The organism is Halomonas cerina (assembly GCF_014192215.1).
In the GTDB taxonomy this organism is placed as follows: domain Bacteria; phylum Pseudomonadota; class Gammaproteobacteria; order Pseudomonadales; family Halomonadaceae; genus Halomonas; species Halomonas cerina.
Map to the genome: position 1 here is coordinate 98223 of NZ_JACHXP010000007.1, position 20072 is coordinate 118294.

Consider the following 20072-nt stretch of genomic DNA (forward strand, 5'->3'; position numbering starts at 1 on the left):
AACGTATCTTCCAGCGGGAGCGCGACATGGCCGATGACGGTCTGGTAAAACGCAAGAACGATCATCTCGACATCGTGCTGGACGCTCGTCGGGCCGCTGCCCCGACGCTTACGGGATTCGCCGACTATCGCTTGGCTCATTGCGCCTTGCCACAGCTGCACCTGGACGATATCGATCTAAGCACACGACTTTTCCATAAGCCAGTAAGCGCGCCGCTGTTGATCAGTTCCATGACCGGCGGCGTCGAACGGGCCAGAACGATCAATCATCACCTGGCAGAAGCCGTCCAGCACCTGGGTATCGCCCTGGCCATCGGCTCTCAGCGAGTCGCCCTGCAGTCCGGCAGCGATCATGGCCTGACTCGGCAGTTACGACGCATCGCGCCGACCATCCCCCTGCTTGGCAACATCGGCGCAGCTCAGCTGCGGGAACCCCAGGGGATCGACTGGGCGCGCCGGGCAGTGGAGATGATCGAGGCGGATGCATTGATCGTCCATCTCAATTCCCTGCAGGAGGCGGTGCAACAGGGCGGCGACCGGGACTGGCGCGGGGTGCGTCAGGCCATCGGCACGCTGGTCACGTCGCTTGAGGTGCCGGTGGTGGTCAAGGAAGTGGGCGCGGGTATCTCGCCCGACGTAGCCCGGGCGCTGGTGGAAGAAGGCGTGGCGATGATCGACGTGGCCGGCGCCGGGGGCACCAGCTGGGCGGCGGTGGAGGCGGAGCGGGCGACAGGCGAGACCCAGCGCCGGATCGCCATGGCCTTCGCCGGTTGGGGCATCCCCACCGCCCGGGCCATTCAGTCAGTGCGCCAGATCCTGCCGGAGACGCCATTGATCGCTTCCGGCGGCATTCGCGATGGGGTGGACGCCGCCAAGGCAATACGCCTGGGCGCGGATCTGGTGGGCCAGGCCGCGGCGGTGCTCGAGAGTGCCACCGCATCCAGCCAGGCGGTGATCGAACACTTCGAGGTGGTCATCCAGCAGTTGCGCATCGCCTGTTTCTGTACCGGCAGCGCCGATCTGCGCGCCTTGCGTTCGGCGGTGCTGCTGGATGAGCGCGGCGTCCCCCTGGAAATGCCCCATGGGTAGGCATATCGCCGTCATCGCCCCTGCCCTGCCGAGCCATTTCCACGCCCTGGAGGCACTGGCCTGTGAGCTGATCGGGCGGGGACACCGAGTGACCTTTCTGCACCAGGCGGATGCCGTGCGCTGGCTGCGGGACCCGCGGATCGGCTTTCAGGCGCTGGGGGAGGTCAGTCATCCCCCGGGCTCTCTGGACAAGACCCTGCGCCTGGCCGCCAGCCCCGGTGGTCTCCTGGGACTCAGGCGGTTGATTCAGGACATGGGCCGCACCACCGACATGCTCTGCCGGGAAGCCCCCCGGGTGCTCGAAGGACTCGGGATCGATGCCCTGCTCTGCGATCAGATGGAGGCCGCCGGCGGGCTTCTGGGAGAAGCCCTCGGTCTACCCTATGTGTCCGTGGCCTGTGCCCTGCCAATCAATCGCGAACCCGGGCTGCCGCTGCCGGTCATGCCCATGACGCTGCGCGACGACCCCCGGAGCCGACGCGTCTACGCCGGCAGCGAACGGGTCTACGACGACCTGATGACGCCTCATCGTCGCGTCGTCGCGCGCCACGCGGCCGGCTTCGGCCTGCCGGCCCGGGAAGGCCTGCACGAATGCCTCTCCCCCTATGCGCAGATCAGCCAGACGGTGAGCGGTTTCGACTTTCCCCGCCGCGGCCTGCCGGAACACTTCCATCACGTGGGGCCGCTGCGTGGGGTGGCAGAGAGGGAATCCGCCCTGGAGATTCCCGTCGCCCGGGACCGCCCGCTGGTCTTCGTCTCCCTCGGCACCCTGCAGGGCCACCGCTTCCCGCTGTTTCGGCGTATCGCCCGGGCCTGCCGTCGGCTCGAGGTGCAGTCGTTGCTGGTTCACTGCGGCGGCCTGGATCGCGCTCAGGAGCGAGCCCTCGAGCGGGAAGGCGCGACCTGGGTGCGGGATTTCGTGCCTCAGCACGCCGCGCTGGCCCGGGCCAACGTGGTGGTTTCCCACGGCGGCCTGAACACGGTGATGGACGCCCTGCTTGCCCATACGCCGCTCCTCGTTCTGCCGCTGGCCTTCGATCAGCCCGGGGCGGCGGCGCGAGTGGTGCACGCCGGCGTGGGACTCAAGGCCTCGGCGCGCTTCGCCGGCACGCGCGCCTTGAGCGACCGGCTCGAGACGCTCCTGTCCGGCTCCCGCTTCGCGCATCCTTTGGCGCGCCTGAGCGACGAGATCAGGGCCGCCGGCGGCACGTCCCGGGCGGCGGATATCGTCGAGGACGTTGTCGACGCGCCGCGGCCTCTGCCGCGCCGGTCGCTGGCTACGGGATATGACTCATGAACGCGCCGGGCCATGACCTGATACTGGTGGGGGGCGGCCTGGCCAATGGCCTGATCGCCCTGCGCCTGACACAGGCGCGCCCCGGGTTGCGCCTGCTGATGCTGGAAAGCGAAAGCCGTCCCGGTGGCAATCACACCTGGTCGTTCCACGATGGCGATCTCTCCGAGGCCCAGCATGCCTGGCTGGCGCCTCTGGTGGGCCGTCGCTGGCCGCGGCACCGAGTGATCTTCCCGCACCGCGAGCGCCTGCTGAACGGGGGCTATGCCAGCATCTTCTCCCGGGACTTCGCCCGCATTCTGGAAGAGGCCCTGGGGGACAGCCTGTGGGTCGATACGCGCGTGGCCCGCCTGGCTCCGGATCGCGTGGAACTCGAGGATGACCGCGTGCTGCACGCGAACGCGGTGATCGACGGCCGGGGCCCCGCCGACAGCGCTCACCTGACCCTGGGCCATCAGGCGTTTCTCGGCCGGGAAGTGCGCCTGGACAAGCCCCACGGCCTGGAAGAACCGATCCTCATGGACGCCAGCGTGCCCCAGCAGGACGGCTATCGCTTCGTCTACCTGCTGCCCTTCAGCCGCGATACCCTGCTGATCGAGGACACCCACTACGTGGACCGCCCGGAGGCGGACGCGGCCCGACTGCGAGACCATATCGACGCCTATGCGCGGAATCGCGGCTGGCGGATCGTCGACACCCTGCGGGAGGAGAGCGGCGTGCTGCCGATCATCCTGGCGGGCGATTTCGACGCCTTCTGGCAGAACGCCCAGGGCCAGCCGCGAAGTGGCCTGCGCGCCGGGCTGTTCCACCCCACCACCGGCTACTCCCTGCCCCAGGCCATGGGCCTGGCGGAGCGTATCGCCGAGCTTGGAAATCTCGATGCGGAGTCGCTGTTCCAGGCCATCCATGCCTTCGCCGCCCGAGAGTGGCGGCGCCAGGGCTACTTTCGCCTGCTCAACCGCATGTTGTTCCTGGCGGGCCGCCCGGAGCGGCGCTGGCAGGTCATGCAGCGCTTCTACGGCCTGTCGGAACCCCTGATCGAACGCTTCTACGCCGGACGCCTGACCCGTGCCGACAAGGCGCGCATCCTGATGGGCAAGCCGCCGGTGCCGCTTGGCGAAGCGCTCAAGGCAGTGCGGCTGAACTCGCCGCAAAAGATCGCCTCCACCTCCTTCGGAATTCGCTCATGACCCAGCCCCAACGTGCCCTGGTGATCGGCGCCGGCTTCGGCGGCCTGGCCCTGGCAATTCGCCTGCAGGCCGGCGGCTACCGGACCACCCTGCTGGAAAAGCGCGACAAGCCCGGTGGCCGCGCCTATGTCTATGAAGACCAAGGGTTCACCTTCGATGCCGGTCCCACGGTGATCACCGATCCCTCCGCCCTGGAAGAGCTCTTTCGACTGGCGGGCAAGTACCTGGCGGATCATGTCGAACTGCTGCCGGTCACGCCCTTCTACCGGCTCTGCTGGGAAGATGCCCCGGCCTTCGATTACGTCAACGATCAGGCCACCCTGGAGCGACAGATCGCCGAGCGCAATCCCCGGGATGTGGAGGGCTATCGGCACTTCCTGAGCTACTCGAAGGCGGTGTTCGAGGAGGGCTATCGCAAGCTCGGCGCTGTGCCCTTTCTCGCCTTTCGCGACATGCTCGCCGCCGGGCCACAGCTGGCGCGGCTTCAGGCCTGGCGCAGCGTCTACTCCATGGTCTCGGAATTCATCGAGGACCCGCACCTGCGCCAGGCCTTCTCCTTTCATTCCCTGCTGGTGGGGGGCAACCCTTTCGCCACCTCCTCCATCTATACCCTGATCCATGCCCTGGAGCGGGAGTGGGGCGTATGGTTTCCCCGGGGCGGCACCGGCGCCCTGGTGCAGGGCCTGGTCCAGCTGTTCGAGGACCTCGGCGGCACCCTCGAACTGAACGCGGAAGTGGCACGCATCGAGACCGCGGGGGATCGGGTGAACGGCGTCACCCTGGCGGATGGCCGGCATGTTCCGGCGGATGCACTGGCCTCCAACGCGGACGTGATGCATACCTACAGCAGGCTGTTGAGCGGGCATTCCCGCGGCGCCCGCCAAGGCAGGGCCCTGGGACGCAAGCGCTTCAGCATGTCGCTGTTCGTGATCTATTTCGGTCTGGACAGGCCACCGCAAGGCCTGGAGCACCATACGGTGTGCTTCGGCCCCCGCTACAGGGAGCTGATCGACGAGATCTTCAATGCGGACACCCTGGCGGAGGATTTCTCCCTCTACCTGCACTCCCCCTGCGTCACCGATCCGAGCCTGGCACCGGAAGGCTGTAGCGCTCACTATGTCCTGGCACCGGTGCCGCATCTGGGCAAGGCGAACATCGACTGGGAAACCCAGGGTCCGATATACCGCGACCGCATCCTCGACTATCTGGAGCGCCACTATATTCCCGGGCTTCGGGAACACCTGGTGACCTGCCGGCATTTCACCCCCCTGGATTTTCGCGAGGAGCTCAACGCCCACCTGGGCTCCGCCTTCTCCCTGGAGCCGATTCTCACCCAGAGCGCCTGGTTCCGGCCCCACAACCGGGACGCCAGGATCGACAACCTCTATCTGGTGGGGGCCGGCACCCATCCCGGCGCCGGGGTGCCCGGCGTGGTCGGGTCCGCCAAGGCCACCGCGGGTCTGATGCTGGAGCGACTCAATGACGGATAAGCTGGGACAGCACGCCGCACAGACGATCGCCGCGGGCTCCAGGAGCTTCGCCACTGCCGCCAGGCTGTTCGATCCGGCCACTCGGCGCAGCGCCCTGATGCTTTACGCCTGGTGCCGCCACTGCGACGACGTGATCGACGACCAGCAGCTGGGCTTTCGTGCTCAGGAAACCACCGGCGAAAGCAGCGAGACGCGCCTGAACGAGCTGCGACACTTGACGCGCCGCGCCTATGCGGGGGAGCCCATGCAAAGCCCGGCCTTCGCCGCCTTTCAGGAGGTCGCGCTCGGCCACGGGATTCCCGAGCGCTATCCCCTGGCACACCTGGACGGCTTCGCCATGGACGTGGCACAGCGGCGCTATGTCACCCTCGACGACACCCTGGGCTACTGCTATCACGTGGCCGGCGTGGTGGGCATCATGATGGCCTGGATCATGGGCGCGAAGGATGAGGCGACCCTGGACCGCGCCTGCGACCTGGGGATGGCCTTTCAGCTGACCAATATCGCCCGGGACATCATCGAGGATGTACAGATCGGTCGCTGCTATCTGCCGGCACAGTGGCTGGAGGAAGCCGGCATTCCACGCCAGGAGATGACCGCGCTACGGCATCGCGAGGCCCTGGCAGGTCTGGCCCGACAGCTGATCGATCTGGCGGAACCCTACTATGCCTCGGCCCATGGTGGATTGACGGCCTTGCCGCCTCGCTGCGCCTGGGCCATCGCCACCGCCCGCGGCGTCTATCGGGAAATCGGGATCAAGGTCAAGGCGCACGGTGCTCGGGCCTGGGACACGCGCATCTCGACCGGCAAGGTGGACAAGGCGCGCTTGCTGGGTCAGGGACTCGCTCAGGCGATGGCATCCCGCTGGCAAAGGCCGGCGCCAAGAGCTAGCGGTCTCTGGCAGCGTCCAGGGTAGTGGCCTTCTTCACGGGACCGCCGTGCTTTTATGCCCAAGAAAGCCGCTATCACAAGCACGAGTGGCCAGAACCAATCCATCCTGCTTTACCAAAATGCGCGGAATGCCCCGTACTTTTAGTGCGGGGAAGGATGGGGCCGCCGAGGTAGCGCGGGCCGCGAAGCGGCCCTCAATGTGGACGGGCCTGCTGCTCGATGTATTGCCGAACCCACGAGATCGGAGCACCGCCAACACTCCCGGCAAAGTAGCTGGGGCTCCATAAGGCATTCTTCTGGTACGCCGGCTTCACTAGCTCGGGATGCATCAACTTGAGCCTTCGGCTGGATACCCCTTTCAAGCTGTTTACCAGCCGGGACAGCGCGACTTTGGGTGGATAGATCACCAGCAAGTGAACGTAATCGCCTTCGCCATTGAACTCCACCAGTTCCGTCTCAAAGTCGGCGCAGACGTTGCGGAATATCCCCTCCAGGGAGTCAAGATGCTCGGCGCCGAAGAGGTCACCTCTGTACTTGGTAACAAAGACCAAGTGTGCGTGAAGCATGAAAACGCAGTGCCTGCCGGTTCTGTATGGTTGTTGAGTATCCATAGACCAACGATACTCGAAGACATGAAACAGACCAAGACTCTCAAGGTTCGCGTGAAGGACAGACACGCCGCCCACCTGAGCCGCATGGCCCGCAGCGTGAATTTCGCCTGGAACTACCTCAACGAACTGTCTGCTCGATCCATCCGGGAGAAGGGGCTGTTTTTGTCTGCCTACGACATGGATCGCTATACCAAAGGGGCCGGGAAAGACCTGGGGTTGCACTCGCAGACGCTCCAAGAGGTGTCGCGGGAATATGCCACCCGCCGCAAGCAGTTTCGCAAGACCCGCCTGGCATGGCGCAAGTCGCGTGGCGTACGCCGATCCCTCGGCTGGGTGCCCTTCAAGTCGGGCGCGACCAAGTGGAGGAGCGGGCAGGTCACCTTCAATGGCCAGCACTTCAAGGTCTGGGACAGCGTTGGCCTGAGCCAGTACAAGTTCCGCTCCGGCAGCTTCAACGAGGATGCCCGGGGCCGCTGGTACTTCAATGTGGTGGTCGAGGTCGATGTCCAGCCGTCCGCCGGCCAAGGTGCTATCGGCATCGACCTGGGCCTGAAGGACGTGGCGACCTGTAGCGATGGCGTGAAGCTGGAGAACGGCCGTTTCTATCGCGATCTCGAAGACACGCTGGCCACCGCCCAGAGGGCTCGCAACAAGCGCCGAGTGAAGGCTATCCACGCCAAGATCAAGAACCGACGCAAGGACGCCCTACACAAGTTCTCCCGCCGGCTGGTCGATCAGCACGGCGAAATCGTGGTGGGCGATGTCTCGTCCACCAAGCTCGCGAAGACCCGCCTGGCCAAGTCGGTACTGGATGCTGGCTGGGGCCAGCTCAAGACGATGCTGGAATACAAGTGCGATCACGCAGGCATCGTCTTCCGAGAAGTCCGCGAGGCCTACACCACCCGCACCTGTTCGTCGTGCGGCTCGCTCAGCGGGCCACGGGGTGTCAACGGGCTGCGAGTAAGAGACTGGGAGTGCGGGGAGTGCGGTGCGCTCCACGACCGGGACGTGAACGCGGCCCGGAACATTCTCAGTCTCGGGGCAGGACGTTGCCCTCCAGCAGTGGGAATCACCTCCCTTTAGGGAGGTGAGGACGTCAAAACCTCTCTTAGGCAGGCGTTTTGAATAAGGGTAGAGCTGCTAAAAGCAGGCACACTAGTGCCACGGCAGCCAAGATGCCGCTGGGCTGGGCTAGCTGAGCCCAGCTGTCGCCGCGGATCAACGCTCCGTAAAAACCTTCAATAGCCCAGGCATTTGGGGTGAACAAGCTCACCGTCTGTAGCCAGTCAGGCATCATAAAACGTGGCACCATTGAGCCGCCGAGGACGGAAATAATGAGCACAAAAAACGGAGATAACGTTGCCGCTTGTTGAGTTGTTCGACACAGCGACAGGAGTAAAAGTGCCAGCCCAGCACTAGCGGCGGCGCAAGCAAGTGCCATGACAATGACTTGCGCCAAAGCGCTCTCTATCTCTAGCCCAAACCCGAACCTTGCGACTAAGAATATAGCGCTAGCCTGCAAAAATCCCAGACTTAACAAAAACAGAAACCGTCCCAATAGCAACCGTGAACGCGCAGCTTTGCTCAGTAGGAGGCGCTCGGAGATGCCGTTTTGGCGTTCTTCCAGACTGACCATGCCCGCGTTCACGGCGGACAATAATAAGAACAAAATAGTGGTGGCACCGGCATAGTAAGCAATACCGCTAACCCCAGATATAGACGCCGGCGCCTGGCCATAAACGGGCTGTAACTCGATAAGCGCGTCTTCGGCTGCTGCGTTGTCCGGTTCTTGGGCCATTGCTCCTAAAGCGGCGTCTAAGCGCGCCTGTTGTTCGGGCGAGAAGCCATCAACTAAAACTTCTGTGCTTTGCGCAAGACGTTGCACAAGAACTTGTGGTTGTTGTGCGGCCAGCCTTTGTCGCAGCCAGCCTTGTAAAGACAGGGCGGCAATTTCACGTGTGGGTTCGCTGACGATGGTAAACAGCGGACTGTTGTTAGTGTCTAGTTGCCCGTGGATGATCACCGCTGTGTCGAAATTGCCTTGTCGCACCTGTTCCAGTAGTTGAGCACGGCTCGCATCGGGCAGAGCCGTAATCTCCAGGTCTTCGGTTTGTGTCAGGTACTGCGCGAAGTCTTGCAATACCGGATCTTCGGTTTCCACCATGAGGCCAACCCGCAAGTACAAGTCGCCTTCCGTGGCGCCGGAGAAGATGCTGGCAAATATGGCGAATACCAAGCTGGGCAAAGCAAATGCTAAGAGTAACGCACCGCGGTCACGCCAAAAGCCCAAGGCCATCACTCGGAAAATTGCGCTCATGACACCGGCTCCGCAGCAGAATCGGTTCGGGCACCGGTAAAGTGCTGCATCACGTCTTTTAATCCGGGCCGGCGTACCGAGACCTCGGCAATTGCATCACGTGCTCCGCCAAAGTCGCGGTAGAGGTGATCGATCAACATATCCAGCGGTAGGTCACTTTGTAGCCACCATTCATTGCTCTCATCACTATCACGGCGAAAGCCGATCTCCTGCAGCCGCTCATAGAGTGCCAGGGGGAGCATGTGAACCGTACGCACAACGAATAGCTGACTGTTGCCGAAGGTTTCTTGTACTAACGTCTGTGGCTCGGCCAAGGCTTTCAACTGACCTTGATGAAGAAGGGCTACGCGGTGGCATAGCGCTTCAGCTTCATCTAACTCATGAGTAACGATTACCACGGCCGCACCTTGCTCGGCGCGGCGGCGAATAAGGTCGTGGATTGACATGCGCACACCCAGGTCGACCCCGGCCGTGGGTTCGTCCAGCACGAGTAGAGAAGGGTGCGAGACCAGGGTGGCTGCCAGGTGTAAGCGCCGTTGCATACCACCGGACATTTGGTCCACCCGCACATGGGCTTTGTCTGTTAACTCGATTTCTTCGAGCGCTTGGCTGACCCGTATGGGTACCTGGTGGCGACTGACACCTGTGCAGCGCGCGAAAAACTCCAGGTTCTCCCGCCCCGTCAGGTACCGATATAAACCTAGGAACTGGGGTGCGAAACCGATGGAATGCTGATAGGCCTTACCCGGAGAAAGCGCTCTTTCTGCAATGAATATTTTCCCAGAGGTGGGGCGCAGCTTGCCGGTAATGGCGCGCAACAGTGTCGATTTTCCTGCACCGTTAGGCCCGAGGATGCCGAGTATTTCGCCTGGGCGTACCTGTAAAGAAACGTCGTCTAAGGCGCTGTGGCTGTCGTAGACTACCCGTAATTGATCAATGGTGAGTGCTGCAGTCGCGGTCATTCGCTAAGTCTAAACTCCAAGCCTTTGCGCCGCACCGTCGAAGGTAACGAACGCTAGCGGTCTCTGGCAGCGTCCAGCGTAGTGGCCTTCTTCACGGGACCGCCGTGCTTTTCCCGCAGTTGGCGCTTCAGGGTACTGATGGAGGGCGCCACCAGAAAACCGAAGGATACGCAGCCTTCTCGACCCGTTACCGCATGATGCATGCGATGGGCCTGGTACAGCCGTTTCAGGTACCCCTTGCGCGGCACGTAGCGAAACGGCCAGCGCTGGTGCACCAGCCCATCGTGGGCGAGAAAATAGAGCGCGCCGTACAGCGTCATGCCGGCGCCTATCCACTGCAGCGGATACCCGCCCGCGGTGCCCAGGGCGATCAGCAGGATCGCGATGCCGGCGAAGACCACCGCGTAGAGGTCGTTCTTCTCGAACCAGCCCCGTCGCGGCTCGTGATGGGAACGGTGCCACCCCCAGCCCCAGCCGTGCATGATGTACTTGTGCGCGTACCAGGCGAAGGCCTCCATGCCGGCCACCGTGGCCAGCACGATCAATGTATTGACCAGCAGCATCATGGCCGATATTCCTCCAGCGTTCGACGCAACGCCTCGGCGGACCGAAACTCGCGACGTTCGCGTACCTTGATGTCATCGAGATCCAGCCAGAGTACCGTTATCATCACCGCCGAGGGGCTGCGGCGCAACGCGATTCTCTCGGTCGAGCAGCGCGCGATAGTTCGCCGAGCGCATCGACGGCACCAGTACGAATTTGGCGACCAGGCCGGGAATACGCAGCAGGCTCGTCTGCTCGTCGAGCGTCACGGTATCGCCGAACTGGTCCTCCAGGGTCCAGGGCGCAAGACGCTCGCCCACCTCGATGGCCTGCGCCGAGGCGCTGACGAGCAAAAGACCGAGCAGGAAGACGAGCGGGGCAAGGCAACTGGAGGCCTTACCGACACCCCCCATTACCGGGGTGGGATGGCGGCGGGGCGCTTCGGGCGTGGCGCTCATGGGGAGATCTCCTCGATCGGTCAGGCGATGAATGGGTCACTCGACAGGTAGTGCACGCTGAACAGCGCCTCGGCATCCTGCCAGACGGCACGCGACCGGTAGCCGGCCCGCTCGGCCAGGGCCTGGAAACCCGCCACGCTGTACTTGCAGGAGTTCTCAGTATGCAGCGTCTCGTCCCGGTCGAAGGCGAAGCGATGGCCGTCGAGGAGGATGGTCTGCCGGCACCGGCTGACCAGGTGCATCTCGATGCGCGAGGCTGGCGCAGCGAAGAAGGCCCGGTGCCGGAAGTCGGCGACCTCGATCGTGGCCCCCAGTTCCCGGCATATGCGCTCCAGCAGGTTTAGGTTGAAGGCCGCCGTGACGCCGGCGGCGTCGTTGTAGGCCGCCTCGAGGATACGGGCATCCTTAACCAGGTCGACACCGATCAGCACCCCGCTGCCCGGCGGCAACGCCCGACGCAGTCGCGAGAGGAAGGCCTCGGCCTCGGCCGGCGTGAAGTTGCCGATGCTCGAGCCGGGGAAGAAGGCCACCACCCTTCGCCCCTCGATGCCCGGCGGCAAGTGCAGGCGACGCGAGAAGTCGGCCCAGGCGGCGTGCACCTCGAGCCAGGGATAGTCGGCCGCCAGCCGGCGGGTGCTCTCGAGCAGGAAATCGCGCGAGATATCGATGCCCAGGTAGCGGCGTGGCCGCATCGCCTCCAGCAGCAGCCTGACCTTGCGACTGGCGCCGCTGCCCAGTTCGACCAGCAATGACTCCGGCCCGACGATGGCGGCGATCTCCTCGGCGGCCTCGGCCAGGATGCCCTCCTCGGTCCGGGTCAGGTAGTACTCGGGCTGGCGACAGATGGTCTCGAAGAGCCGGGAGCCGCGCCGGTCATAGAAGTACTTGGGCGAGAGGCGCTTGCGCGGAAGGCCCAGCCCGGCGATCACCTCGTCGCGAAACGAGGACCCCGTCCCCTCGACATGCTGATCATGGAAGCGCACGGCAGTGGACATCGCGAGCCCTCGCTGGCGACAGGATGGCGTCTCGTCGCGGGAATCCATCTAGACTGGACCGGCAACGCGATTCCCCCTCAATCTAGAGCGAGCTTGACCATGCAGCAACCGCAGCAACCGGTGTTACGCGACATCGTGCTGGTCGGCGGCGGCCACAGCCACGTCGGCGTGCTGAGGCGTTTTGCCATGCGCCCCGAGCCCGGGGTGCGCCTGACGCTGATCTGTCGCGATACCCATACCCCCTATTCCGGCATGCTGCCGGGCTACATTGCCGGGCATTACACTCATGATGAGGTGCATATCGACCTGCGCCGACTGGCGGAATATGCCGGGGCACGCTTCCTGCGCGACGAGGCGATCGGCATCGACCATGACGGGCAGCGTGTGCGGTGCCGTTCACGTCCCCCGGTGCCCTATGACCGGCTGTCGATCAACATCGGCTCGACCCCGCGCGTGGAGGCGGTCTCGGGGGCTGGCGAGCATGCCGTGCCGGTCAAGCCGATCCATCGCTTCCACGATCGCTGGCAGACGCTGCTCGAGCGCGTCCTGCATCACCCCGGCACCACCCGCATCGCGGTGGTCGGCGGCGGGGCCGGCGGGGTCGAGCTGCTGCTGGCCATGCAGCACCGCCTGCGCCGCGAGTTGGCCGAACGGCGGCGCGATCCCGACGAGTTGGCCTTCACGCTGTTCACCCGCGGCGAGCGGCTGCTGCCGACGCACAACGCCCGGGTACATGCGCATTTCCGGGACACGCTCCGGCGTCGCGGCGTCGAGGTGCATACCGGCACCGATGTCACCGCCGTCGACAGCGGCCGGCTGCAGGGGGACGACGGCACCTGGCATGACGCCGACGAGATTATCTGGGTGACCGACGCCGGCGGGGCCGCCTGGCTGCGCGATACCCGGCTCGAGCTCGACGACGGAGGCTTCATCAAGGTCGACGACACCCTGCAATCGCTGAGCGATCCGCGCATCTTCGCCGCCGGTGACATCGCCCAGCAGGCCAACCACCCGCGCGAGAAGGCCGGGGTCTTCGCCGTGCGTCAGGGTCGCCCGCTGGCCGACAACCTGCGCGCCGCCGTGACCGGCCGGCCGCTGAAGCCCTACCATCCCCAGGCCCGCTGGCTGGCCCTGATCAGTACCGGCGACCGGCATGCCGTGGCTTCGCGTGGCGGGCTGTGCCTGACCGGCGACTGGGTATGGCGCTGGAAGGACTGGATCGACCGACGCTTCATGGCCCGCTTCAACGATCTGCCGCCCATGTCGGAAGACGACGGGAAGGCGCCGGACAAGACCCGGGTGGCGCTCGACGAGGAGGAAAGCGCCCAGGCCATCTCGGCCATCGCCATGCGCTGCGGCGGCTGCGGCGCCAAGGTCGGCGCCTCGGTGCTTTCCCGCGCCCTGTCGACCCTGACGCCGATCCACCGCGACGAGATCCTCGTGGGCCTGCACGACCCGGACGATGCCGCCGTGGTGCGAGTTCCGCCGGGCAAGGCGATGGTGCATACCGTGGACTTCTTCCGCGCCTTCATCGATGACCCCTACGTGTTCGGCAAGGTCGCCGCCAACCATGCCCTGGGCGACATCTTCGCCATGGGCGCCGAAGCGCAGACCGCCACGGCTGTCGCCACGGTGCCTCAGGGGCTGGAAGCCAAGGTCGAGGACACCGTCTTCCAGATGATGGCCGGGGCGGTCGAGGTGCTCAACGCGGCCGGCTGTGCGCTGGTCGGTGGCCATACCGGCGAGGGCCGCGAGCTGGCTCTGGGCTTCGCCGTCAACGGCCTGATCGATACCGAGGGCGACGTCGCCCTGCGCAAGGGCGGCCTGCGTCCCGGCCAGGTCCTGATCCTCACTAAGCCCCTCGGCACCGGCACCCTGTTCGCCGCCCATGCCCGGCTGGGGGCCCGGGGGCGCTGGATCGATGCCGCCCTGGACAGCATGGGCCAGTCGAACCGCGAGGCTGCGAGCTGCCTGCGCGAGCACGGGGCCACCGCCTGTACCGACCTCACCGGCTTCGGCCTGCTCGGTCACCTGGTGGAGATGACGCGACCCTCCGGCGTCGATGCCGAACTCGACCTGGCGGCCCTGCCGGTCCTCGACGGTGCCGAGGAGACCATCGCCGCCGGCATCCTGAGCTCGCTGCAACCGGCCAACGTGCGCCTGCGCCGGGCTATCTGTGACCAGGCAACCTGGATCGACCATCCCCGCTACCCGCTGCTGTTCGATCCCCAGACCGCCGGCGGGCTGCTGGCCGGCGTGCCGGCAGAACGCGCCGAGGCGTGTCTCGCCGCCCTGCACGCCCGGGGTTATCCCCAGGCCGTGATCATCGGCCGCGTCCTCGCGCCCGGCGAGGCACTGGAGCCCATTAGCCTGAAAGGCTAAGGACCGAGGGCTGAGGGCCGAGGACAAGACTCAGGACACAAGCTGGCAGGCGGCGAGCACGCCGGCCAGGGCCTCGCGTTCGGCCGCGGGAGTGAACAGCGGTGCCCGGGCCTGCACATGTCGGCGGAGCTGCTCGACGAAGGCCGGCTCCCGCTCGGCGCGCCGCAGGCAAGCGCGCAGGGCCTCGGTATCGCCCACCGGGAAGTAGCCGGGATAGTCCTCGCCCAGCAGGCCGCGATTGCCGGGGATATCGGAGGCTATCACCGGCAGGCCGGCCACGCAGGCCTCGCTGACCACATTGGCGCCCCCTTCCATACGCGAGCTGATCACCATCAGCCGGGCCCGGGCCATCCACTGGCGAACGCGCCAGCGGGGCAGGTCACCGAGCCAGCGGTAGCGTGGGTTGCGGGCCATTTCGTCGCGTGCCGCGCGGGCCCAGTCCAGGCCATGGGCGCCACCGAGCTGGACTACCCGCAGCCGTGACGCCGGCGGCAGGTCGCGCACCGCCAGCGCCGCCCTCAGCGAGTCCTTCTCCTCGCGCAGGTGGCCGGCGACCAGCACATCGAAGGTCCGCTCACCGGGGCCCGCGGCCCGGGACGGCAGCGGAAGCGCCGACTGGTGCACGACCCGCAGGCGCGGATGGAAGCGTGCCGGCAGATCCTCCTCCAGGCAGTCATGCAGGCCGACAAGCACATCCGCGGACACGAGACTGTCGAGAACCACCTCGGGGTGGCTATGCTGGAAACGGTAGACGTCGGTCCCGGTCAGCACCACGACCACCGGGCAGGCGAAGGTCTCGCGACAGGCCCGAATGGCCGCATGGCTGCGCCAGGCATGCAGGGCGAACAGCAAATCCGGCGGCCGGCCCCCGGGGCACCAGGTGGACGGCGCGTCCTCCGGTACCGCCAGGTGCACCCGGCAGCCCAGTTCGCGCAAGCGTCGCGCCCAACGGGTCGCCGTGGTTCGGTTGCCGGCCCGCGACCCGCGCCCGGCCGGGGTTACCAGCGTCACCTTCAACATGTTCCTGCTCCCTGATGAGGCCGGCATGCCCTCCACATCATTCAGCACCCCGCCCACGCCACCTCGAAGCGCCGACGAGCTGGCGGCGATGCTCACCGAGTCCCGTGACCGTAGCCTGGCCCTGATGCGGGATCTTCTCGAGATCCGCGAGCTCGGTCCCTGCCTGGCCATCGTCAACCCGCCGCTGTGGGAGCTCGGGCACCTGGGCTTGTTCCATGACCATTTCGCCCTTCGCAGGCTCCATGGTCTGCCCGAGTACCAGCTCAGCGGGGCCGACCGGCTGTTCGACTCCAGCAGCATCGCCCACGACGACCGTTGGGCGCTACCCCTGCCCTCCCGCGAGGAAACGCTGGACTACCTGGCCCGCGTGCAACAGGCCATGCTCGACCGCCTGCCCGGCGGCCTGGCCGGTGCCGCCCAAAGCTATGTCTACCAGCTCACCACCCTGCACGAGGACATGCACGGCGAGGCCTTCATCTACACCCGCCAGACCTTGGGCGACCCACCGCCCGTGCTGGGCGCGCCTCCCCCGGGGCAGGCCCCGATCGACACGCCAGCCGGCGCGCTGCCCGGCGATGTGACGATTCCCGGCGGGCGGCACTGGCTCGGCTCCGACGCCAACGTACCCTTCCGCTTCGATAACGAGAAGCCGCCCCTGGAGGTCGAGGTCGCCCCCTTCGCCATCGCCCGGGCCCCGGTAACCAACGCCGAGTTCGCCGCCTTCGTCGCCGACGCTGGCTATACCCGACCCGCGCTGTGGAGCTCGGCCGGCTGGCAATGGTGCGAACAGCTGGGCCTCGAGGCTCCCCTGTACTGGCGCCGGGCCACCGCGGGTGGCTGGGAGGAGCGTGCCTTCGATCGCTGGCGACCGCTAGCGCCCCACCAGCCGGTGATGCATGTCAGCTACCACGAGGCCGAGGCCTGGTGTCGCTGGGCCGGACGACGCCTGCCCAGCGAGGCCGAGTGGGACGTCGCCGCCAGCCGAGCGCCGACCCCCGACGGGGCCTCGCTCGCCCCGGGCAAGCGCCGCTACCCCTGGGGCGAGGCGCCGCCCGACGGCCGGTACGCCAACCTAGACGCCTGGCAGCTGGGGCGCCTCGACGTGGCGGCGCTGCCCGAGGGCGACAGCGCCTTCGGCTGCCGCCAGATGCTGGGCAACATCTGGGAATGGACGGCCTCGCCCTTTGGCCCCTTCCCGGGCTTCACTCCCGACCTCTACCGCGACTACTCCGCGCCCTGGTTCGCCGAGGGTCGCCGAGTGCTGCGGGGCGGAGCCTGGGGCACCCGTTCGCGGCTGATCCACAACGGTTATCGCAACTTCTTCACACCCGACCGGCAGGATATCCTGGCCGGCTTTCGCACCTGCGCCCACTGAGGGCTTCCCACGGCAGGATCGGCAAGCTCACGCCTTTTTGGGTAACATGCCGGTCTGCCTATCCCTTCAGGAGAATCTGACCATGCTCGCACGCCTGACCCTCGCCCTACCTCTAGCTCTGACACTGGCTCTGGTGCCCCCCCTGGCCGGCGCCGCGGAGACCTTCGTGTTCACCGCCATCCCCGACGAGGACGAGACGCGTCTGCAGGCGCGCTTCCAGAAGGTCGCCGACTATCTCGAGGAAGAGCTCGAGGTCGAGGTACGCTTCGTGCCGGTGAAGTCCTATGCCGCCGCGGTCAGCGCCTTCCGCAACGACCAGGTGCAGCTGGCCTGGTTCGGCGGCCTCTCCGGCGTCCAGGCCCGCGAGCGGGTGCCGGGCTCCCGGGCGCTGGCCCAGGGCGTCGAGGACGCCGAGTTCCGGACCTACTTCATCGCCCACGAGAGCACCGGCCTGGAGGAAGGCGCGGGGCTCGTCGACGCCATGCGCGGCATGACCTTCACCTTCGGCTCCAAGGGCTCCACCTCCGGACGGCTGATGCCTGAGCACTACCTGCGCGAGGCCTTCGACGAGGCCCCGGAAGAGCTCTTCTCCCGGGTCGGCTTCAGCGGCAACCACAGCCGCACCGCCTCGCTGGTCGCCAGCGGTGCCTACCAGCTCGGGGCCCTCAACTACACCGTCTGGGAGAACGAGGTCGAGGCCGGCAACATCGATACCGACAGCGTCAACGTGGTCTGGAAGACCCCGACCTATCCCGACTACCAGTGGAGCATCCGCGGCGACGTCGACGAGCGCTTCGGCGAGGGCTTCGCCGATCGCGTCCAGGAGGCGCTGCTCGAGATGGACGACCCGGCACTGCTCGAGAGCTTCCCCCGCTCCGGCTTCATCCCCGTAAGTAACGACGACTACGAGGTCATCCGCGAGGTCGGCCGGCAGCTCGACATCCTCGACTGATGAACGCCCTGGCCCTCAACGAGATCGTCGCCGACTACGGCACGCAGCGCGTCCTCGGCCCGCTCAGCATCACCCTGGCCCGCGGCGAACGGGTGGCGCTGGTGGGCCGCAGCGGCACCGGCAAGTCGACGCTGCTCGGCGTCATGCACCAGCACTGGCACCGCCAGGGCGTCGCCCTGATGCCCCAGGAACTGGGCCTGGTGCCCTCGTTGAGCGTGTTCCACAACGTCTTCATGGGTCGGCTCGCCCGGCAGCCCACCTGGTACAACCTGGCGAGCCTGGTGCGGCCCTTTCGCCACGACGTGGCCGCGATCCGGCCGCTGCTGGAGCGGCTGGGCATCGACGACAAGTGCTGGACGGCCACCGGCGAGCTCTCCGGCGGCCAGCGTCAGCGGGTCGCCGCGGCCAGGGCGCTCTACCAGCAGGGCGACCTGCTGCTCGCCGACGAGCCCGTCTCGGCCCTCGACGGTCCGCTGTCGGAGGTGGTGATGACGGCGCTGACCCAGGCCTATCCCACCGCCGTGCTGGCCATGCACGACGTGGAGCTGGCCCTGCGCTTCACCGAGCGGGTGATCGGCATCGCCGACGGTGCCATCGTCATCGATGCTCCGAGCCGCACGCTTCGCGCCCAGGACCTGCTGGTACTCTATTGATGTGGCACTCGGCAACCGTTCGCACCAGCCTGGGCTTCGTGGTGCTCGCCGTCGCCTGTGCCTTCCTGGCCGACTTCCGGATCACCGCCCACGATCCCTGGGGGGAGCTGGGACGCCTCTTCCTGGGCCTGATTCAGCCGGACTTCACCGCCGTGGACTACCTCGGCGAGGCGATCCTGCGCACCCTGGCCTTCGCCTTCGTCGGCGTCAGCCTGGGGGCCCTGGTCGGCATGGGCCTGGCCCTGGTGTTCCACCATCGCACGGTGCGCACTGCCTGTGCCTTCGTGCGCGCCATCCACGAGCTGTTCTGGGCGCTGATCTTCTTGCAGTTCTTCGGGCTGCATCCGCTGACCGGCGTGCTGGCCATCGCCATTCCCTATGCCGGAGTCTTCGCCAAGGTCTACGCCGAGATCCTCGAGGAGAGCGACCCCGAGCCTTCCCGGGTCATCCCGCACGGCACCGGGGTGGTGTCGGCACTGGCCTATACGCGCATCAGCCTGGCCTGGCCCCACCTGGTCAGCTACACCAGCTACCGGCTGGAGTGCGGCCTGCGCTCCAGCGCCGTGCTGGGCTTCGTGGGCATGCCGACGCTGGGCTTCTATCTGGAATCGTCCTTCTCCCAAGGCCACTACGCCACGGTGGGGGCCCTGCTGCTGCTGTTCTACGTGATGATCGCCACGCTCGGGCTCTGGGTCCGCCCTCGCCTGCTGCCCCTCTACCTGATCGCCGCGCCCTTCCTGCTGGGCAGCGGACTGCCGATCCGCTGGCAGAACGTGTCGCGCTTCTTCACCGAGGACATCGTGCCCGCCCCGCTGCGCCAGGGCGAGGGCCTGACCGGGCTGATGACCTGGCTGGGCGAGCTGTTCGCCACCGAGGCGCTGCCGGGTATCTGGAACACCCTGCTGCTGACCCAGGTGGCTCTGGTGGTCACCGGCATTCTGGCCCTGGCGCTCTATCCGCTGATCTCGCGGCACTTCAAGGGCCGCGTGAGCGGCGCACTGGGCCACACGGTGTTGGTCATCCTGCGCTCGACCCCGGAATACCTGCTGGCTTTCATCCTGCTCCAGCTGTGGGGGCCCTCGATGTTGCCGGCGGTGGTGGCGCTGGCCATCCACAATGGCGGTATCATCGGCCACCTGATCGGTCGGCGCAGCAACGAGATCGCCCTGCGTCAGGACGCCCCGCGCGGCCTCGAACGCTATGCCTTCGAGCTTACCCCGCGGCTCTACGGCCCCTTCCTGGCCTTCCTGTTCTACCGCTGGGAGATCATCATGCGCGAGACGGCCATCCTCGGGATTCTCGGCATCGCCACCTTGGGCTTCTACGTCGACAGCGCCATCCAGGAGATCCGCTTCGACCGGGCGCTGGTCTTGATCGTCATCACCGCCTTGCTCAACATCGGCGTCGACATCCTCGCCCGCTGGCTGCGCAGCCGGCTACGGCTGAGACATACCGCCACCAGCGAACCGTGACGGCGCCGGCAGTTGCACTGCCGGTGTTACTCCTCGCGCTGCTCGTACTCCTCGGCGGCGCGGATCGCCTCGGCCTCGGTGTCGTGCTCGGAGACGACGATCTCGTTGCCGGGGTCGGTCTCGTCGATCACGTGCCAGCCGATCACCGGCAGGTTCATGTCCTCGGCCTCGTGGATGGGCTCGACACGGGCTTGCTTGGGTCCTGTCTTCGGCATCTTGCCTCCTGATAAAAAAACGCTCGAATGGAGCGGGTGATTTGTGAGCTCTTCGCGCACCTCCTCGGCGACCGGCGAGCGTTTGCGCTCGGTGCAGGGGTGGTCGGGATGGACATACTCCATGACCTCGCCCCCTCTCCTCCACGCCGAGAGCGACCATTCAC

19 protein-coding genes are annotated in these 20072 nt (G+C 66.3%); 11 read left to right on the forward strand and 8 right to left on the reverse strand.

The features are described 5' to 3' along the window. The first annotated feature begins 26 nt into the window (after positions 1-26). The 5 genes from fni to crtB are packed head-to-tail and all read left to right on the forward strand — an operon-like array spanning position 27 to position 5978. Positions 27-1088 (forward strand): type 2 isopentenyl-diphosphate Delta-isomerase, encoded by a 1062-nt coding sequence (gene fni, locus FHR94_RS08820; protein ID WP_183325277.1) that lies wholly within the window; start codon positions 27-29, stop codon positions 1086-1088. Further along, positions 1081-2385 carry a glycosyltransferase gene (locus FHR94_RS08825; protein ID WP_183325278.1) on the forward strand — a complete coding sequence of 435 codons (1305 nt, stop codon included), beginning with the start codon at positions 1081-1083 and terminating at the stop codon, positions 2383-2385. Before fni ends, FHR94_RS08825 begins: the two co-directional genes overlap by 8 nt. Continuing rightward, complete coding sequence (gene crtY / locus FHR94_RS08830; RefSeq protein WP_183325279.1) at positions 2382-3572, forward strand: lycopene beta-cyclase CrtY; 1191 nt, start codon at positions 2382-2384, stop codon at positions 3570-3572. The genes FHR94_RS08825 and crtY overlap by 4 nt, the downstream gene beginning before the upstream one ends. Next, positions 3569-5062 (forward strand): phytoene desaturase, encoded by a 1494-nt coding sequence (locus FHR94_RS08835; RefSeq protein WP_183325280.1) that lies wholly within the window; start codon positions 3569-3571, stop codon positions 5060-5062. Before crtY ends, FHR94_RS08835 begins: the two co-directional genes overlap by 4 nt. Continuing rightward, entirely contained in the window at positions 5052-5978 is a 927-nt protein-coding gene (gene crtB, locus FHR94_RS08840; protein WP_183325281.1) for a 15-cis-phytoene synthase CrtB, read from the forward strand. Before FHR94_RS08835 ends, crtB begins: the two co-directional genes overlap by 11 nt. A gap of 169 nt (positions 5979-6147) precedes the next feature. Here the strand turns inward: crtB and tnpA are convergent, their stop codons facing one another. Next, positions 6148-6564 carry an IS200/IS605 family transposase gene (gene tnpA, locus FHR94_RS08845; protein ID WP_183325282.1) on the reverse strand — a complete coding sequence of 139 codons (417 nt, stop codon included), beginning with the start codon at positions 6562-6564 and terminating at the stop codon, positions 6148-6150. A 21-nt stretch (positions 6565-6585) separates the two neighbouring features. Between tnpA and FHR94_RS19635 the strand changes: the two genes are divergently transcribed. Further along, on the forward strand, positions 6586-7647 hold the full coding sequence (locus FHR94_RS19635; RefSeq protein ID WP_183325283.1) for an RNA-guided endonuclease InsQ/TnpB family protein: 1062 nt from the start codon (positions 6586-6588) through the stop codon (positions 7645-7647). A gap of 25 nt (positions 7648-7672) precedes the next feature. Here FHR94_RS19635 and FHR94_RS08855 read toward each other — a convergent pair whose 3' ends face one another. The 5 genes from FHR94_RS08855 to egtD form a co-directional block, all read right to left on the reverse strand. Then, a complete protein-coding gene (locus FHR94_RS08855) occupies positions 7673-8881 on the reverse strand; it encodes an ABC transporter permease (RefSeq protein ID WP_183325284.1) in 1209 nt (402 codons plus the stop codon). After that, entirely contained in the window at positions 8878-9843 is a 966-nt protein-coding gene (gene ccmA / locus FHR94_RS08860; RefSeq protein WP_183325285.1) for a heme ABC exporter ATP-binding protein CcmA, read from the reverse strand. Before ccmA ends, FHR94_RS08855 begins: the two co-directional genes overlap by 4 nt. A gap of 53 nt (positions 9844-9896) precedes the next feature. Next, complete coding sequence (locus FHR94_RS08865) at positions 9897-10409, reverse strand: sterol desaturase family protein (protein ID WP_183325286.1); 513 nt, start codon at positions 10407-10409, stop codon at positions 9897-9899. Positions 10410-10481: 72 nt separating this feature from the next. Continuing rightward, entirely contained in the window at positions 10482-10844 is a 363-nt protein-coding gene (locus tag FHR94_RS08870) for a hypothetical protein (RefSeq protein WP_221188429.1), read from the reverse strand. 20 nt (positions 10845-10864) lie between these two features. Continuing rightward, complete coding sequence (gene egtD / locus FHR94_RS08875) at positions 10865-11839, reverse strand: L-histidine N(alpha)-methyltransferase (RefSeq protein WP_183325287.1); 975 nt, start codon at positions 11837-11839, stop codon at positions 10865-10867. Positions 11840-11938: 99 nt separating this feature from the next. Here egtD and selD point away from each other — a divergent pair, with 99 nt between their 5' ends. After that, entirely contained in the window at positions 11939-14221 is a 2283-nt protein-coding gene (selD, locus tag FHR94_RS08880; RefSeq protein WP_183325288.1) for a selenide, water dikinase SelD, read from the forward strand. Positions 14222-14251: 30 nt separating this feature from the next. On the opposite strand, the gene senB is transcribed toward selD, so the two are convergent. Continuing rightward, entirely contained in the window at positions 14252-15241 is a 990-nt protein-coding gene (gene senB / locus FHR94_RS08885) for a selenoneine biosynthesis selenosugar synthase SenB (RefSeq protein ID WP_221188430.1), read from the reverse strand. 25 nt (positions 15242-15266) lie between these two features. Here senB and senA point away from each other — a divergent pair, with 25 nt between their 5' ends. The 4 genes from senA to FHR94_RS08905 all read left to right on the forward strand — a co-directional run bounded on the left by senA (position 15267) and on the right by FHR94_RS08905 (position 19693). Next, complete coding sequence (senA, locus tag FHR94_RS08890) at positions 15267-16616, forward strand: selenoneine synthase SenA (RefSeq protein ID WP_183325289.1); 1350 nt, start codon at positions 15267-15269, stop codon at positions 16614-16616. An 82-nt stretch (positions 16617-16698) separates the two neighbouring features. Further along, entirely contained in the window at positions 16699-17568 is an 870-nt protein-coding gene (locus tag FHR94_RS08895; RefSeq protein ID WP_183325290.1) for a putative selenate ABC transporter substrate-binding protein, read from the forward strand. Continuing rightward, on the forward strand, positions 17568-18221 hold the full coding sequence (locus FHR94_RS08900) for an ATP-binding cassette domain-containing protein (protein WP_183325291.1): 654 nt from the start codon (positions 17568-17570) through the stop codon (positions 18219-18221). The genes FHR94_RS08895 and FHR94_RS08900 overlap by 1 nt, the downstream gene beginning before the upstream one ends. Continuing rightward, entirely contained in the window at positions 18221-19693 is a 1473-nt protein-coding gene (locus FHR94_RS08905) for a PhnE/PtxC family ABC transporter permease (RefSeq protein WP_183325292.1), read from the forward strand. The genes FHR94_RS08900 and FHR94_RS08905 overlap by 1 nt, the downstream gene beginning before the upstream one ends. A 26-nt stretch (positions 19694-19719) precedes the next feature. Here FHR94_RS08905 and FHR94_RS08910 read toward each other — a convergent pair whose 3' ends face one another. Continuing rightward, positions 19720-19908, reverse strand: a complete 189-nt coding sequence (locus FHR94_RS08910; RefSeq protein ID WP_183325293.1) for a hypothetical protein — start codon at positions 19906-19908, stop codon at positions 19720-19722. Between the last annotated feature and the right edge of the window lie 164 nt (positions 19909-20072).